General features: G+C 72.3%; 15 protein-coding genes. 5 read left to right on the forward strand and 10 right to left on the reverse strand.

Annotated elements, in window-relative coordinates:
- Window positions 1-201 precede the first annotated feature (201 nt).
- On the reverse strand, window positions 202-390 hold the full coding sequence (locus GR130_RS15590) for a DUF6381 family protein (RefSeq protein WP_159505296.1): 189 nt from the start codon (window positions 388-390) through the stop codon (window positions 202-204).
- A gap of 236 nt (window positions 391-626) precedes the next feature.
- Here GR130_RS15590 and GR130_RS15595 point away from each other — a divergent pair, with 236 nt between their 5' ends.
- The 3 genes from GR130_RS15595 (at window position 627) to GR130_RS15605 (ending at window position 2,986) form a co-directional block, all read left to right on the forward strand.
- Window positions 627-797 (forward strand): hydrophobic protein, encoded by a 171-nt coding sequence (locus tag GR130_RS15595; protein ID WP_159505297.1) that lies wholly within the window; start codon window positions 627-629, stop codon window positions 795-797.
- Window positions 798-816: 19 nt separating this feature from the next.
- On the forward strand, window positions 817-1,587 hold the full coding sequence (locus GR130_RS15600; RefSeq protein ID WP_159510000.1) for a VOC family protein: 771 nt from the start codon (window positions 817-819) through the stop codon (window positions 1,585-1,587).
- A 412-nt stretch (window positions 1,588-1,999) separates the two neighbouring features.
- Window positions 2,000-2,986: a hypothetical protein gene (locus GR130_RS15605; RefSeq protein WP_159505298.1), complete on the forward strand. Its 987-nt coding sequence runs from the start codon at window positions 2,000-2,002 to the stop codon at window positions 2,984-2,986.
- A gap of 42 nt (window positions 2,987-3,028) precedes the next feature.
- On the opposite strand, the gene GR130_RS15610 is transcribed toward GR130_RS15605, so the two are convergent.
- From GR130_RS15610 to GR130_RS15640, 7 genes are all read right to left on the reverse strand, one after another.
- Window positions 3,029-3,295, reverse strand: a complete 267-nt coding sequence (locus GR130_RS15610) for a hypothetical protein (RefSeq protein ID WP_159505299.1) — start codon at window positions 3,293-3,295, stop codon at window positions 3,029-3,031.
- Window positions 3,296-3,475: 180 nt separating this feature from the next.
- Window positions 3,476-3,976 (reverse strand): DUF6328 family protein, encoded by a 501-nt coding sequence (locus tag GR130_RS15615; protein ID WP_159505300.1) that lies wholly within the window; start codon window positions 3,974-3,976, stop codon window positions 3,476-3,478.
- Between the two features lie 45 nt (window positions 3,977-4,021).
- The gene (locus GR130_RS15620; RefSeq protein WP_159505301.1) at window positions 4,022-6,616 is read right to left on the reverse strand and encodes an ATP-dependent Clp protease ATP-binding subunit; all 2,595 of its coding nucleotides are present in this window, start codon (window positions 6,614-6,616) and stop codon (window positions 4,022-4,024) included.
- A 310-nt stretch (window positions 6,617-6,926) separates the two neighbouring features.
- The gene (locus tag GR130_RS15625; RefSeq protein ID WP_159505302.1) at window positions 6,927-7,523 is read right to left on the reverse strand and encodes a Type-2Aa cytolytic delta-endotoxin; all 597 of its coding nucleotides are present in this window, start codon (window positions 7,521-7,523) and stop codon (window positions 6,927-6,929) included.
- Window positions 7,524-7,641: 118 nt separating this feature from the next.
- Window positions 7,642-8,934 carry an MFS transporter gene (locus GR130_RS15630; RefSeq protein ID WP_236573041.1) on the reverse strand — a complete coding sequence of 431 codons (1,293 nt, stop codon included), beginning with the start codon at window positions 8,932-8,934 and terminating at the stop codon, window positions 7,642-7,644.
- A complete protein-coding gene (locus GR130_RS15635) occupies window positions 8,925-9,443 on the reverse strand; it encodes a MarR family winged helix-turn-helix transcriptional regulator (protein WP_443043606.1) in 519 nt (172 codons plus the stop codon). Before GR130_RS15635 ends, GR130_RS15630 begins: the two co-directional genes overlap by 10 nt.
- 86 nt (window positions 9,444-9,529) lie before the next feature.
- Window positions 9,530-10,885 (reverse strand): serine hydrolase domain-containing protein, encoded by a 1,356-nt coding sequence (locus GR130_RS15640; protein WP_159505303.1) that lies wholly within the window; start codon window positions 10,883-10,885, stop codon window positions 9,530-9,532.
- 220 nt (window positions 10,886-11,105) lie between these two features.
- On the opposite strand from GR130_RS15640, the gene GR130_RS15645 reads away from it, so the two are divergent.
- Both GR130_RS15645 and GR130_RS15650 read left to right on the forward strand, forming a co-directional pair.
- Window positions 11,106-11,543, forward strand: a complete 438-nt coding sequence (locus GR130_RS15645; RefSeq protein ID WP_159505304.1) for a winged helix-turn-helix transcriptional regulator — start codon at window positions 11,106-11,108, stop codon at window positions 11,541-11,543.
- 127 nt (window positions 11,544-11,670) lie between these two features.
- Window positions 11,671-11,919, forward strand: a complete 249-nt coding sequence (locus GR130_RS15650) for a chaplin (RefSeq protein WP_159505305.1) — start codon at window positions 11,671-11,673, stop codon at window positions 11,917-11,919.
- Between the two features lie 97 nt (window positions 11,920-12,016).
- On the opposite strand, the gene GR130_RS15655 is transcribed toward GR130_RS15650, so the two are convergent.
- Window positions 12,017-12,472 carry a GNAT family N-acetyltransferase gene (locus GR130_RS15655; RefSeq protein ID WP_159505306.1) on the reverse strand — a complete coding sequence of 152 codons (456 nt, stop codon included), beginning with the start codon at window positions 12,470-12,472 and terminating at the stop codon, window positions 12,017-12,019.
- Between the two features lie 108 nt (window positions 12,473-12,580).
- The gene (locus GR130_RS15660; protein WP_159505307.1) at window positions 12,581-14,284 is read right to left on the reverse strand and encodes an SUKH-4 family immunity protein; all 1,704 of its coding nucleotides are present in this window, start codon (window positions 14,282-14,284) and stop codon (window positions 12,581-12,583) included.
- Window positions 14,285-14,298: the final 14 nt, after the last annotated feature.

The following is a 14,298-nucleotide window of genomic DNA, read 5'->3' on the forward strand; positions in this document are numbered from 1 at the left end:
AACTTCGCGGCGAAGCGCTTCAGTTGGGTGTCGAACGCCGCCGGGTGCACCGCGCCCGGCGGCCGTCACCCGCCGAACTCCACTGGGTGCGGCGGGTGGTAGGGGCGGCGGCGCGGCCGCCGGGGCCGCCGTGTGGGGCGACCGCGGGACGGTCGACCGCCCGCCCCGGTCGGCCGCGCATTCCGTCGTGCGTCCACGCGCTCACAGGGAGGGGTAGATGTCCCCGCCGCGCATGGCGCTCTCCTGCTCGCTCCGGCTCTGCAGCCGGCGCGACTTCTCCTGGAGCCGCTTCTTCTCCTTCGGATCACTGGTGTGCTGCGCGGCCTCGGCCAGCTCCTGAGCCTTTTCCCGCATGTGCTGGAGGCGTTGGCGTGTCTCGTCCGTGCCCATGACCATTCCTTATCGTTACCGATTCGCCCTTACCGCTTCGTGCGGCGTCGCGGAAATCTGCTGTAACCAGCGAATCAGGGTGCGCGCCCTTTAGCACGTCGAAGTGTCACGCAGTGCGATAGCGCATTCACGAAATGCGGTCGGATGCTGGTGGAGCGCATCGAGCATCCCGATGGTCGGTATAAGCGCATAATGGGGGCCATGTAGGGAACCAGCCTGTCCGGAGGTTGATCCCGATGGTCCCTCTTGTGCTTGCGCTGCTGCTCGTCCTGATCTTCCTGGGCGCCGGTGTCGTGATGAAGCTGCTGTGGATCGTGGCCATCGCGCTGCTGGCGTCCCTGCTGCTCGGCTTCCTCTTCCGTTCCCACCGTCCCCACGGCACCCGTGGCCGCCGGGACCACTGGTAGGCGGGTTCCCATGTCGACGATGATGCCCGCCCGCGCCGCCATCGGCGGTGCCCCGTGCTGGGTGAGCCTGATGACCCACGACCTCCCGGGCGCGGAGAAGTTCTACGGAGAGGTCCTCGGCTGGAACTTCCGGCCGGGAAAAATGGGGGCCGAATTCTCCATCGCCCTCGCCCAGGGCCAGCCGGTCGCCGGGATCGGGCTGCTGCCGCCGAGCTGGCGGATCGCCGTCGCCTGGACCCCGTACTTCGCCGTGGAGAGCGCCAACGAGACGGCGGCCCGGATCCGCGAGCGCGGCGCCACCCTCGCGGTGGGCCCGCTCGAACTCGGCAAGGGGCGGGCGGCGCTCGCCGCCGACCGCGACGGCGCGGTGTTCGGCCTCTGGGAAGGCCAGACCCTCTCCTGGGCGGTGGGGGAGGGGGAGGCGCCGACGTGCCTGGAGCTGCGGACCCGCGACGCCTTCGACGCGGCGATCTTCTACGGGGAGGTCTTCGGCTGGGCTCCCGGGCCCGGCGGCTGCGACATCACCTACGAGCACGACGAGGTGATCGTGCGGGACGGCGAGCAGACCGTGGCCGCACTGCGTGGCGGAGCCGTCGAAGCCGCCCCGGACCCGCACGTCCGGCCCCGCTGGCACGTCTCCTTCCCCGTGCACGACATCGAGCAGGTCACCGCCGCCGCCGTTTCCGCCGGCGGCTTCGTCCTTCCGGTCACGCCGATGGTCGACGGCAGCGGCTGCCAGGCCGTCATCCGCGATCCCCAGGGCGGACTGTTCACCGTCGCGACCACATAGCGAGCAGCGCGCGGGCCGTATCGGGGGCCCCGGCGACGCCCGGCGGGCGATCGTCGACAGGAGGGGACTCCGCCGTCGCCGGCGGACGGCCCCACGACCGGCACGGCCGACACGCCCGGTGTCTCCCCGTGCCCACGGCGTGTCTCCACCGGATGGCCATCCCTGAATGGCGCGGGCGGCCAAGAGGGACGTTGGCTGAACCAAAGCACGCACAACGCCCGATGAGTGTCAGCGCCTCCGGTGCCCGATGCTCCCCCTCGTTCAGTGGAGTCCCTACATGTCATCTGAACCAGCTCCTGGTGGGGGCGACGCCGACCTGTCACCGACAGACGCCGGCGAACACGTTCCGCCCACGAATCCGGAAAACGTCTCGGTCCGCACCCTCGTGTGGACGGCGGCCACCACGAGGCCCGTGGAGGAAGTCGCCGCCCTCGTGGAACTGCTCAAGCGCAGTGGCGAAGACCCCAATCCAGGCGACGAAGTCCTGAGAGCGGCGGCGATGACCCGGCCGGTGAGCGAGCTCGGGCCGCTCCTCGCCATGCTCGGCGAAGCCCCGCACACCGCGGAGTCGAGCTACGAGGCGCTGCGTGCGGCGGCAGTGAACAGATCCGTCGACGAGGTCGTCCAGCTGATCCGGCTGTTCGACAGTGCGCGGGAGGCCCACTTCCCCGTCGAGGGCCCGCCGGGCGGCGACAACTTCCCCGACGGCCACCACTTCGCCGAGAGCCACGCCGACACGATGGGCCAGGCGACCTCCGGCATGCCGATGGTCAACGACCCCGTCCTCGAACCGTATCCCGACCCCTACGGCCACCCGGCCGACAACGGGTACCCGAACCAGGCCCCGCACACCGCCGGCCCCCACGAGCCGGCGATGCACGACGGACTGCACCGGGACGCCCCGCCCTGGCCGCAGAACTCACCCTGGCCCGCCAACACGCCCCAGGGCGGCGCTGGATGGCCGACGGCCGGGGCGCCCCCGCAGCCCGGCCAGGCGGTCGGCGGAATGCTCCGCTCCGCACTGCGCTGGCCCGCCGCCGCGGCGCTGGCCCTGTGCGGGCTCAGCCATCTGCCGCTGGGGCTGTCGGAGGTCCACAACGGCCCGTCCGACGGCATCTCGATGGCCATCGCGGCGGTCTATCTGCTGCTGGCCGGCTGGCTCGCGATGCGTGACACGGCCGCCATCTGGACGGCCAGTGCCACCGCCGCGGTCACCGTCATCGTCCTGCACGCCCTCACTCGGGCCGGCGTCCTGGCCCCCCTGAGCAGCAGCCTGGGCGATGCCGGCATGTGGCCGGAGCTGCTGGCGGTCGGTCTGGCGATCCTCAGTGCCGGCCTCGCCGGTGCGGCGCTGCTCCTGCGTCCGCGCAGGGTGAGTCCCGTCACGGCCGGTGCGTAAGCGGCAGGCGGATGAGGCGGCTGTCCCTCGGGGACGGCCGCCTCATTTCGCGTGCAGCACCGGCCCCGCGGCCACTCTGACGTTGTCGGCCAGCTCCATGACTCCCCGGATCCGCGCACAGTGCGCACAGCAGAAATACCGGCCGTCCGCCTCCAGCCCGTGGCCGAGAATCCGGCACTCGCAGTTCTCACAGGTCGGGGCGAGCAGATGCGCCGCGCATTCCACGCAGTCGAAGACATGGACCTCGCCCTCGGTGCGCACTTCGAATCCCCGCGCGTAGTCGTTCCCGCAGACTTCGCAGACTGCCATGGTGATCCCTCCGTTCCGCAGATCCCTGGACCCTTGGATGGATGTGGCTGGGGGTGGCGACGGCTCCGTTGAACGCACCGCGAGGCAACCCCCTGCGATGCCGGGCGCCTTCCGGTTCGGCGCGCCCGCCGGCGCCTCACTTCCATCGTCGCACCGGCCCCGCCCACCCGCAGAGGCAGCTCACTGCCGCGACGAGTAGCGGTGCAGGACCCAGGCCGGCAGCGCGAACCAGCACAGGACGAACCACGCGACCAGGCCCGCCACGACCCAGGGCGCGGCAGTGCCGTTCAGCGCGATCCGCAGAATCAGCAGCAGCGCCGAGGCGACCGTGGCCAGCAGCAGTACGACACCGACCAGCGCCAGCCGCGAGGCCCAGAGCACGGTCTGCGGCTTGAGCCGGTGCCCGGTGACCAGCCGGTGGAAGGTCACCGTCCCGACCAGCGCACCGGTGGTGGCCGCGCCCAGCAGCACGGTCACGACGTAGATGACGCGGTCGGCCTGGCCGAGGACGGCGAAGCGCGGGGTGAACACGACGGTCAGCAGGAAGCCGAAGAGGATCTGCACGCCGGTCTGGATGACCCGCACCTCCTGCAGGAGTTCGCTCCACCGCCGGTCGGCCCGCTCCTCCGGTGTCTCGTGACGACCGTGCGGCTCCGGGCCGGCCGGTGCGCCCTGGTTCACCTCTCCTCGCCGTCTCCCCGCACGGTCGCCTCCCGGCCTCCCGGCTCAGTTCGTCGCCGCCGGGTTCTTCGCCTGCGTGGTGACGTGGAACGCCAGCTCGTCGTCCTGGACGTCCACCCGCACCCGGTCACCGGCCGACAGCGCGCCGTCGAGCAGCAGCCGCGACAGCCGGTTGTCGACCTCGCGCTGGATGGTCCGGCGCAGCGGCCGGGCGCCGTATTCGGGCTGGTGGCCGCGGCGGGTGAGCCAGTCCACCGCGTCCGGGGTGAAGTCGACGGAGACGTCCTGGGCGCTCAGCCGGCGGCCCGTCCCCTCCAGCAGCAGACCGGTGATCTGGTGCAGCTGCTTGTCGGTGAGCTGCCGGAACACGATGATCTCGTCGAGCCGGTTGAGGAACTCGGGCCGGAAGTGTCCGCGCAGGGCGGCCAGCGCCCGCTCCCGCGCCCCGTCGTCCGCCCCCGCCTCGGCGGTGCCGAAACCGAGCACCCCGCGACCGCTGCTGAGCGCCTCCGAGCCGAGGTTGCTGGTCATTACGATCACGGTGTTCTTGAAGTCCACCGTCCGCCCCTGAGAGTCCGTCAGATGACCGTCGTCCAGCACCTGCAGCAGCATGTTGAAGACGTCCGGATGGGCCTTCTCGACCTCGTCGAGCAGCAGCAGCGAGTACGGGTGATGGCGCACCGCCTCGGTCAACTGTCCCGCGTCCTCGTGGCCGACGTACCCGGGCGGGGCGCCGATCAGCCGGCTGACCGTGTGCCGCTCCTGGTACTCGCTCATGTCGAGCCGCACCATCCGGTCCTCACTGCCGAACAGTGCCTGGGCCAGCGCCCGGGCGAGTTCCGTCTTGCCCACACCGGTCGGACCGAGGAAGAGGAAGCTGCCGATCGGCCGGTTCGGATCGGCGAGCCCGGCGCGCGAGCGCAGCACCGCCTCCGAGACGGCCGTCACCGCGTCCTCCTGCCCGATCACCCGGCCCTGGAGCCGCCCCTGCAACCCGAGCAGCCGGTCCTTCTCCTCCTCCGTCAGGCTGCTCACCGGCACGCCGGTCTGCCGGGAGACGACCTCCGCGATGTCCTCGGAGGTCACCTCCACGATCTTGCCGTCACCGACCACCGGCCGGGCGCCCTGGTTCGCCTGGATGCCCTCGATCCGCCGGGTCAGCTCGGCGATCCGGTCCCGCAGCTCGGTCGCCCGCTCGTACTGCTCGGAGGCCACCGCCTGGTCCTTGTCCCGGACCAGCTGCTCGGCCTCGCGTTCCAGATCGCGCACGCTGGGGGTCTTGGTGGCCGAGCGCAGCCGTACCCGGGCGCCCGCCTGGTCGATCAGATCGATGGCCTTGTCCGGCAGGAACCGGTCGGTGATGTAGCGGTCGGAGAGCTCCACGGCCGCCAGCACCGCCTCGGTCGTGTAGCGCACCTGGTGGTGGGCCTCGTAGCGGTCCTGCAACCCGCGCAGGATCTCCACCGTGTCGGCGATGGTCGGCTCGGGCACGAGGATGGGCTGGAAGCGGCGGGCGAGCGCCGCGTCCTTCTCGATGTGCCGCCGGTACTCCTCCAGCGTGCTGGCCCCGATGACATGCAACTCGCCGCGCGCCAGCGCGGGTTTGAGCATGTTGCTCGCCTCCAGCGCACCGCCGTCCCCCGTGCCGCCGCCCGCGCCGACGACCGTGTGCAGCTCGTCGATGAACACGATCAGCGAGTCGGTGTGCGCGCGGACCTCCTCGATGATGTTGTTCATCCGCTCCTCGAAGTCACCGCGGTACCGCGTACCGGCGACCACCGCGGCCAGGTCCAGCGCCACGATCCGCCGCCCGGCCAGCGTCTCGGGCACCTCCCCGTCCGCCAGCCGCTGCGCCAGCCCCTCCACGATCGCGGTCTTGCCGACGCCCGCGTCACCGACCAGCACCGGATTGTTCTTCCCCCGCCGCGACAGCACCTCGATGGTCTGCTCGATCTCCTCCTCGCGGCCGATCACCGGATCGATCCGGCCGGCCCGCGCGAGATCGGTCAGATCGCGGCTGTACTTGTCCAGCGTCGGCGTGTCGTGATGCGGTACGGCCCCGTGCTCGGCGCCCTGCCCCGCGGGCGGATGCCCGCCGGCACTGCCGTGCGAGGCGGCCGACGCCTGCACGTCGAAGTGCGCGAGGTTCAGAATCCGCCCGGCCGCCGAATCCAGGTTCCCGGCCAGCGCCTCCAGCACATGCTCCGGACCGATGTACGAGGCACCCGTACCGCGCGCCAGCTCGTGCGCCCCCAGCAGCGCCCGCTTCACCGCCGGTGTCACCGCGACGCTCTTCTGGAGCGGCCCGGAACCCGCATTGCGGTCGATCTCCGCCGCCAGCGCATCCGGATCCGCACCCTGCTGCCGCATCAGGCTCCGGGTCGGCTCCGCGCTGAGGGCCGCCCGCAGCAGATGCTCGGTACCGAGCTCGGGACTGCCGTGTTCGGCGGCGTACGCGGCGGCGGAGGTCACCAGATCCCGGGCGGAGCCGCTCATCAGCCGGGCGATGTCCGCCTGCTTCGGCATGGGCGCTCCTCCCTCGCCACCGGGCGACTGCGCGCTGCGCCCGAAGAACCGCGAGAGAAAGTCACCAAACGAGTCCGGGCCGTTACCCTCCGGACCCATGAATCCGTTGCTCATGTGCGTCCGTTCCGCTGTCACGACCGTGCCGCGACACGCTGTCTGGTCGGGTTCGTAGCGCTCATTCCTGTGCAGTGCTCCCCTGTGCGCTCGTCGGCTGCGACTCCTCGACTCCTCTGCTTCAGGATCCGCGCCAGGAGGGCTGTCCGCACCCGGGGGACGGGGGAGCGCGGAACCCGGGGCAGCGGCCCCCTCGCCACGGTCCCGGCCGATACGGTCCCGGAGGGGAACGCGGACGACGGGGTGGGAGAGCCTGCCGACCCCGGGCGCCGGACCCCGGCCGCGCACCCGGCCGGGGTCGGCCAGGGCGTCACGCCGCGCCGGCGAGCCCCTGCCGTACGGCGATCGCGTTGAGCCGGATCCCGCACCGCACGACGTCGTCGAGGGCCAGCTCGCCCACCTCGTCCGCGGCCAGCGCCAGGGTCACGTCGACACAGCAGGCGACGGCGTGGACGTACCCCTCGGTCTCCTCGTCCTGGAGCGCGAACAGCACGTTGTAGTAGTAGCTCGTGCTGTCCGCGGCGTCCCCGTGGAAGGAGAGGTGCGTGCCCTCCTGCGCGTCGAGGCCGAGGAAGGCGTCGGCGAGCGCGGCCTCGACCTTGTCCCAGAAGACCGGGTTGCCGAAGGGGTGCGTGAGCGCCTGGCGGACGGCCTCCCGGAGCGAGAGCACCATGACGCCCACGGGGGCCGTCTCCTGCAGACCCCAGCCGCGGACGATCCTGACGGTCGAGCCGCCGGGGATGGCGCTCGCCGCCCGGCTGATCTCCCCGAAGTCGAAGTCCACGGTCGCCGGGGCGATCGCGTGCTGGAACGCGTCGGCAATGCGCCGCGCCCGCTCCAGCGCAGCGGGGCCCACCTCGAAGACCGTCCGGAAGGTCGTCTTCTCGGCGGTGGGCTGGTCGGACATGACTGCTCCTCACATGCGAATGGATCACGTCGCGCCGACCGGCAAGTATGCCGCCCGCCCCACGAGACGACGGGGCCGCCCTCGCGCTTTCCGTGCCACTGCCGCCCGCGGCGGACCACTACGGGGCGGTTGGCGCCGTTTGCGCAGCGGCGGGCGCGGCAGCCGTCACGGTCCGGCGCAGTCCTGGTGTGCCGAGGCCCACCAGGGCGACCGCGCCGACGCAGAGCAGGCCGCCGCTGACCAGAGCCGTCGCACCCGACGTCGCGGCCGCGACGAGACCGCCGCGCAGATTGCCGAGGTCCGGGCCGCCCTGCCCGACGATCTGCTCGGCGGCGCCGACCCGGCCGAGCAGTTCGCCCGGGGTGTGCGACTGGACGAGGGTGCTCCGGGACACCACGGACACGGTGTCCGCGGCACCCGCCAGAACGAGGAAGGCCAACCCGCACCACGCGTTGGGCGACAGCCCGAACAGCGCCAACGCCCCACCCCAGGCGGCCGATCCGCCGAGCATCACCAGACCGGGGCGGGACAGCCGGGTGAAACTCCCGGAGAGGACGGACGCGGCCACGCCACCGGTGGCCAACGCGGTGAGAAACAGCCCGAGCGTCCGCGGATCGCCCCCGAACCGCTCGGAGTTGAGCAGCGGGAACAGGCTGACCGGCATCGACAGCACGGTGGCGGCCAGGTCCGTGAGCAGGGCCCCGCGGATGACGGGGGTGCGCACCAGGAAGGCCAGCCCGTCCAGTACGCCGCGCAGCCCCGGCCGCGCCGGCTCGTCCCCCGGTGGCAGCGGCGGCAGACCGAACGCCCCGTAGAGCCCCGCGGCGAAGGTCAGCGCATCGACCAGATAGCAGGCGCCGACACCGAGCCCGCCCAGGACCAGCCCGCCCAACGCCGGCCCCAGCAGCATCGCGCCCTGGAAGGAGACCCGCTTCAGCGCCAGCCCGGCGGCCAGTTGCCGCTTCGGCAGCAGGCGCGGGACGAAGGTACGGGACGCCGGTCCGCTGCCGGCGAGGAAGCAGGACTGCACCGCCACCAGGAGCAGCACACCCGCGGGCGGCAGGCCGCCGAGGACGCCCTGGAAGGCGAGCAGCAGCGAACACCCGGCCTGCCCCAGGGTCGTCCACAGATAGCACGTCCGCCGGTCCACCCGGTCGACGAGCGCCCCGGCGAACAGCCCGAGCGCGATCAGCGGAACGGCCTGGGCGAGCGCGACCGCACCGGTCCAGGCGGTGCTGTGCGTCGTCTGCCAGACCTGGAACATCACCGCGACCAGCGTCATCTGGCTGCCGAGCCCGGACAGCGCCCCACCGATCCACAGTCGCCGGAAGGCCGGTGACGACCGCAGCGGCGCCACGTCCAGCAGCACACCCCGGCCGCCCGCCCTCGCCTTCGCGCGGCTCACTCCCACGCCGGGTCCTCGGCCAGCTTCGCGGCGATCCGGTCGTGGAAGCTCCGGCGCTCCAGTGCCCGTTCGATGTCGCCGACGACCTGGGTGAGCGGATAGGGAATCTCCGCCTCCAGCTCGGCGAGGGCGGCTTCGGTGGCCCGCCACTCCGCCGCCAGCCGGCCGACCACCGCACCGGCCCGCTCCGTGAGCGTCACCTTCTTCGTGCGCGCGTCCTCGCCCGCGACGGTCCGCACCCACCCGGCCGCGCGCATCGCGGCCACCTTCTGGCTGAGCGCCGAGTGCGTGTGGCCGACCGACTCGGCCAGCTCCGTGATCGTCATCGGCCCGAGGGCGTGCAGCCGGAGCAGCTCCCTCACGTAGTTCGGCTTCAGCCCGTCGATCCGCCGCTCCGCGTAGAGCCGTGCGATGTCCGCGTCCATCGACGCCTGGAGCAGCCGGAGCGGACGCCAGCGGCTCTGGTGGGTGGGGTCGGGGGCGGTGTCCGGGCCGGGCGCGGGGTCCTCGGTCATGAGCGGCAGCGTAACAGCACTTGTACAAGTACTGTCAGACATGTTCGTGAGGTCGGGCAGGGCGGCCAACAGTGGGGAAACGGGCGTCAGTTGCGTGGTGCTTCAGTGGCATCGGCCGCGGCCGCGCGCCGCAAGGTGCAGGGGTGGCTGAGGAAGTTGCCGAGCCGGCCCTCGGCGTCGCCGTTCTTGTACGCGTAGGCCACCCCGGTCAGCAGCCCGTCGCCGAGGCGCAGGCGCACTCCCAGTACGGGGCTGTTGACCCGCGCGTCGGCGGTCGGCAGCTGCAAGGGGACATCGGCCCGCAGGTCCCACGCCGCCGAGGCGTCCGCCGGGCCGCCGGCACCCTCACCGGCCACCCGCAGGGCGATCTCGCCGCCCGCAGCCACCCGCAGCTCGACCGGGAGCGTTCCCTCCGGCGTGCCGATCCCGCCCGTCCAGGTGCCCTCCGGCAGATCCAGCGGGCGCACCGGATCATCGACCACCGGGGAGATCCGCTCGTCCGTGTATCCCGGGACCAGGGCATCGAGCACGTACCGCACGATCGCATCGCGCGCCCCCTTGCCGGTGCAGTTGGTCAGCACCGCCACCGAGAGGCGCTGCGCGGGCACCACCACCGCCATCGCCGCCACGCCGCCCCCGCCACCGCCGTGGCTCTGCACCACCGGCCCGTCGCCGTACGACACGCACCAGCCGAGCCCGTACCCGAGGTGGCGGTTCACCGGCAGGGCGTCCCGCACCGCCGCGGCCGTCTCCGGCTTCAGCAGACGCTCGTACGACTGTGAGAACAGGGCCAGTTCGGCGGCGGTGGCCCAGCCGAGGGTGGCGCCGGGGTGGCCGCAACCGTAGTCCGGGTACGGGCGGCCGTCGACCGTGTACCGCACCGCCCGCGGGGCCTGTCCCGGATACGTCACCCCGAGATGGCAGGCGGTGAGCCCGAGCGGCGCGAACACCCGCTCCCGGACGTATGCGCCCAGTTCCTGCCCGGTGGCCCGCTCCAACACCTGGCCCAGCAGCCGGTAGCCGAGGTTGGCGTACTCGAAACCGGTGCCCGGCGGCCGGTGGAGCACCGTGTAGCGGTCCGCGTCGATCAGCCGCTCGCCGTCGCCGTAGTCCCAGGCGTAGTGGGCGCCGAGACCGCCCCGGTGCCGGAGCAGCTGACGCACCGTCGGGGACGGGTGGCGGCCGGCAACCGGCACCGGCGCGTCCAGGTCCAACAGCCCTTCGTCGGCCGCCACGCAGACGGCGGTGGCGGTGATCGGCTTGGTGACGGAAGCCAGGGCGTACGCGGTGCCCGGAGTGGCCCGGCGCCCGGCGGCGACGTCCGCCAGCCCGTACGCCTCGGCGAGCACCACCTCGCCCCGCTCGGCCACCGCGACCGAAACCGAGGGACAGCCGTGCTCCGTCAGCACCCCGGTGCAGTAACGGCCCAGCCCGTCAAGCATGTTGACCCTCCCCGTGTCCACAGCGCGGATCCCCGGACGGCACCGCGGATCCCGGGCAGTCTATCGACGGCCGCCGTCCCCACCCTGCGGCTATCCGCCCGGCCGCCGAAGAAGTTACTGTCATCCGGGCAGTAACTACCCGGCAGAAAGCGACGGTTGGATGGATGGATGGACGGATGGATGGACGGATTGTGCATGGGTGGGAAGGAGAGGGCAGCGCATGACGACCAAAGCCACGATTGACACCACGACCGACACCACGGCTGACGTCACGACCGCCGCCACGGCCGAGGTGGTGCGCACCGAGCCCGCTCCGGAACAGGCGTGCCCCATCGCCCCCGTGGTCGACATCGTCTTCAGCCGTTGGACCACTCCGATTCTCTGGGCACTCCACGAATACGGCCGGCAGCGATTCGTGGAGCTGGAGCGTCGCATCGCCACCATCAGCCCCAAGGTCCTGACCCAGCGCCTCCGGCAACTGGAACGCGACGGGCTGGTCACCCGCACCTACCACCCCGAGGTCCCACCCCGCGTCGAATACGAGATCAGTGAACTGGGCCGCAGCCTGGCCCCGTTGTTCGCCACACTCGCCCAATGGTCCGCCGGCAACCTGCCCAAGGTCGAACAGGCCCGACGGGACTACGACGGCAGGCAGTAGACGCGGGCGGTTGCTGTCCCCCAAGGAATGGGTTTACGGGCACGTTCGAGTGGCGGGCGTTTCCCGGATCAACCGGTCGGCCAATGCTGGTAGGGGTCGCTAACTCGCTTCGCCCACTGGAGGATTCATGAGTGCACGTACCGTCCTCGCCACCGGCGCCCTGATCGCCGCCGCTCTGCTCGCCGGCGCCGGTACCGCCGCCGCCGACGACGACACCGGCTCGTTCGCCGTCGGCGGGGTCGCGTTCTCCCCAGGCGTCGGTTCCGGCAATCAAGCGCAGGTGCCGATCCACGTTCCGGTCAATGTCACCGGCGACTCTGTCCACGTGATCGGTGCCCTCAACCCCACCTTCGGCAACAGCAGTTCGAACGGCTGACCCGGCGGCCCGTGGCGACTGCCCTTGCCCCGCCCGCCCAGCCGCCGGGCGGGGCAGGGACATGTCCTTCCGCCCCTTCCCCCTGCGCTGCCGCCGGCTACAGATGCTTCGTCATGAACGTACTGTTCGGATCGGACCGGTAGCCCGCGAACGGTGCGCAGTGCACGAAGCCGAACTTCTCGTACAACTTCCGTGCGGGCAGGAAGAATTCGGCCGACCCGGTCTCCAGGCTCAGCCGGGTGAAGCCCCGGCGGCCCGCTTCGGCGAGGATGTGCTCCAGGAGCCGCGAGGCGATTCCGCTCCGCGTGCGCCGCGGGTCGGTGCGCATCGATTTCAGCTCCGCATGACTCGCGTCCAGCCGCTTGACGGCACCGCAGCCGACCAGGCTTCCGTCCTCCCGCGCCGCCCAGAACGTGACCTCGGGGCTGCGGAGTTCGTCGAGATCGAGCGCGTGCTTGCTCTCCAGGGGCGTGATGGCCCGCATCTGCTGAACATGCGCGTCGAGGAACTCGGCGATCTCCGGTCCGGAGAGGTCATCCACCGCGATCTTCATGGTGCCCGGTCCTTTGCTGTGGGGGTTTCGGTCCGGCGGGTTCCGCCGCGCGTGCCCGGCCGTGGGGTGCCGGACGAGCCATGGCACCGCGGCACGGGCGGCGCCGGCTCACATGCCGGAGGCGAGGTCGCTCAGGGCGTCGGCCCAGTGTTCCGAGCCGTGTTCGGCGAAGGCGAGCGGGTCGGCGGCGCGCAGGCGGTGTTCCAGTTCGTCGGCGCGCTCCTCCTGGGCCTCGGCGCCGTACTCCGGCTCCTGGCGCAGCGCGGCGGCCGCGTACTGATAGCAGAAGGCGGCGAACGCGCCGAGGTCGGAGTTGACCGGCAGGGCCGACTCGTAGTCGGATTCGGTGCCGATCACCTCGACCGTGCCGGCCGGGCCGAGGACCAGGTCGTCGTCGTGCCAGGTGCCCAACCAGTAGTAGCCGTCCAGCCCTTCGGGGACGTACCCGGCGTCGGGATCGTCGGGGTCCGCCGGACCGACGCCGACCTCCTCCAGCGGGGCCGGGCCGTCCAGGGCCAGGTCCTGGTCCAGGGTCAGGCCGGGGAGCGGGGCCAGGGGGAGGCCGAGGCGGCAGAGGGTCTCGCGGTTCCGGCCGGTGATGTCCGCGGGGACCTGGTCCTCCGCGAGCACGATGACCTGGTCCGCGCCCCAGAGGTCCACGAGGTCGCCGTGCGAGGGGCGGCCGTCGGCGTCGTGCGAACCCGCCTCCTCGCGCACGGCGGGCATCGGCCATGCGCCGAGGTCGAGTTCGTGTGCGGCGTGGTCACCCGGGGCGGCGAGCAGCCGCTCGGTGTCGAGCCGCAGGGCGACCGGGCCGTCGTGTGTGCCGAGCAGCAGCAGACCGTCCGCGGTGAGGTGGGCGGTACGCGTCCGGGCGCTGGGCCGGAGGTCGAGCAGTACGCGCCCGGTGTCCGTCCGCAGCAGCCGGACCCCGTCGGCATGCGTGCAGGCCACGACGGGGAGGCCGCCGTCCTGGGCCTTCAGCACCGCGGCGCTGAGGTGCAACGGGCCGTCGGGCAGGGGCCATTCCGTACCGAGCGGTTCGCCGGTGTCCGGCGCCCAGGCCATCAGGCGGGAGTGGCTGTCCGCGGTGAGAACGGCGGCCGGCGCGCCGGCCACCCCCGGGGCCCAGGTCGCCCGCAGGATCTCCGGGCCGATGCCCGACGGCGCGTCGTCGGAGTCGTTGCCTGACGCTGCGTCAGGGATTGTCCACCGTGCGACGACGCCGTCGGTGTCCGCCGCGTAGCTGCACAGTTCGGCCCCTTTGCCGACCACGGCGTGCAGTCGGCCGTCGACGAGGCCGGCGCACAGCAGGTCCGGTGTCTTCATGTCCCCCAGCGGTACGGCGGCGAGGCACGCGCCCCCGGCCGCGTCCCGGAACGCGATGCTCTGGAACGGGTGGACGGTCACCAGCACGGGCTCGTCCGGGCCGACGGCGGCGGTGACCAGTCCGACGTTGTCGGCGTCGCCCGCGTCCGCCACGTCCGCCTCGTAGGACCGGCGCGCACCACTCAGCGGCTCGACCGTCTCGCGTGCGCCGGCGGACACGAGTGCCGCGGGGCCGGCGGCCAGCGCGAAGGTGTTCGGCCCGGCGTCGCAGAGGACCGGGGGTGCCACCCGCTCGCCGGTGCCGGCGTCCACGATGTGCAGCCGGTGCGGGTTGGTGAAGCTGATGCTTCCGTAGACCGTCCGGCCCTCGTGGCGGGCCGTCTGCGCGGCGATCACCGGGCCGGGCCAGCTGGTCCAGGCGCGCGGCGCGGCGCCTTCCGAGGGCCGCAGACGGGCCCACAACGGGGTGAACGGCGAGGTCATCCTGGCTCCAAGAC

The sequence above is a fragment of the Streptomyces sp. GS7 genome (assembly GCF_009834125.1).
In the GTDB taxonomy this organism is placed as follows: domain Bacteria; phylum Actinomycetota; class Actinomycetes; order Streptomycetales; family Streptomycetaceae; genus Streptomyces.

Excerpts from the sequence above, each read along its gene's own strand:
- GR130_RS15590 (WP_159505296.1), bottom strand. The coding sequence starts at position 390 with ATGGGCACGGACGAGACACGCCAACGCCTCCAGCACATGCGGGAAAAG.
- GR130_RS15595 (WP_159505297.1), top strand. The coding sequence starts at position 627 with ATGGTCCCTCTTGTGCTTGCGCTGCTGCTCGTCCTGATCTTCCTGGGC.
- GR130_RS15600 (WP_159510000.1), top strand. The coding sequence starts at position 817 with ATGATGCCCGCCCGCGCCGCCATCGGCGGTGCCCCGTGCTGGGTGAGC.
- GR130_RS15610 (WP_159505299.1), bottom strand. The coding sequence starts at position 3,295 with ATGGCAGTCTGCGAAGTCTGCGGGAACGACTACGCGCGGGGATTCGAA.
- GR130_RS15620 (WP_159505301.1), bottom strand. The coding sequence starts at position 6,616 with ATGAGCAACGGATTCATGGGTCCGGAGGGTAACGGCCCGGACTCGTTT.
- GR130_RS15625 (WP_159505302.1), bottom strand. The coding sequence starts at position 7,523 with ATGTCCGACCAGCCCACCGCCGAGAAGACGACCTTCCGGACGGTCTTC.
- GR130_RS15635 (WP_443043606.1), bottom strand. The coding sequence starts at position 9,443 with ATGACCGAGGACCCCGCGCCCGGCCCGGACACCGCCCCCGACCCCACC.
- GR130_RS15640 (WP_159505303.1), bottom strand. The coding sequence starts at position 10,885 with ATGCTTGACGGGCTGGGCCGTTACTGCACCGGGGTGCTGACGGAGCAC.
- GR130_RS15645 (WP_159505304.1), top strand. The coding sequence starts at position 11,106 with ATGACGACCAAAGCCACGATTGACACCACGACCGACACCACGGCTGAC.
- GR130_RS15650 (WP_159505305.1), top strand. The coding sequence starts at position 11,671 with ATGAGTGCACGTACCGTCCTCGCCACCGGCGCCCTGATCGCCGCCGCT.
- GR130_RS15655 (WP_159505306.1), bottom strand. The coding sequence starts at position 12,472 with ATGAAGATCGCGGTGGATGACCTCTCCGGACCGGAGATCGCCGAGTTC.
- GR130_RS15660 (WP_159505307.1), bottom strand. The coding sequence starts at position 14,284 with ATGACCTCGCCGTTCACCCCGTTGTGGGCCCGTCTGCGGCCCTCGGAA.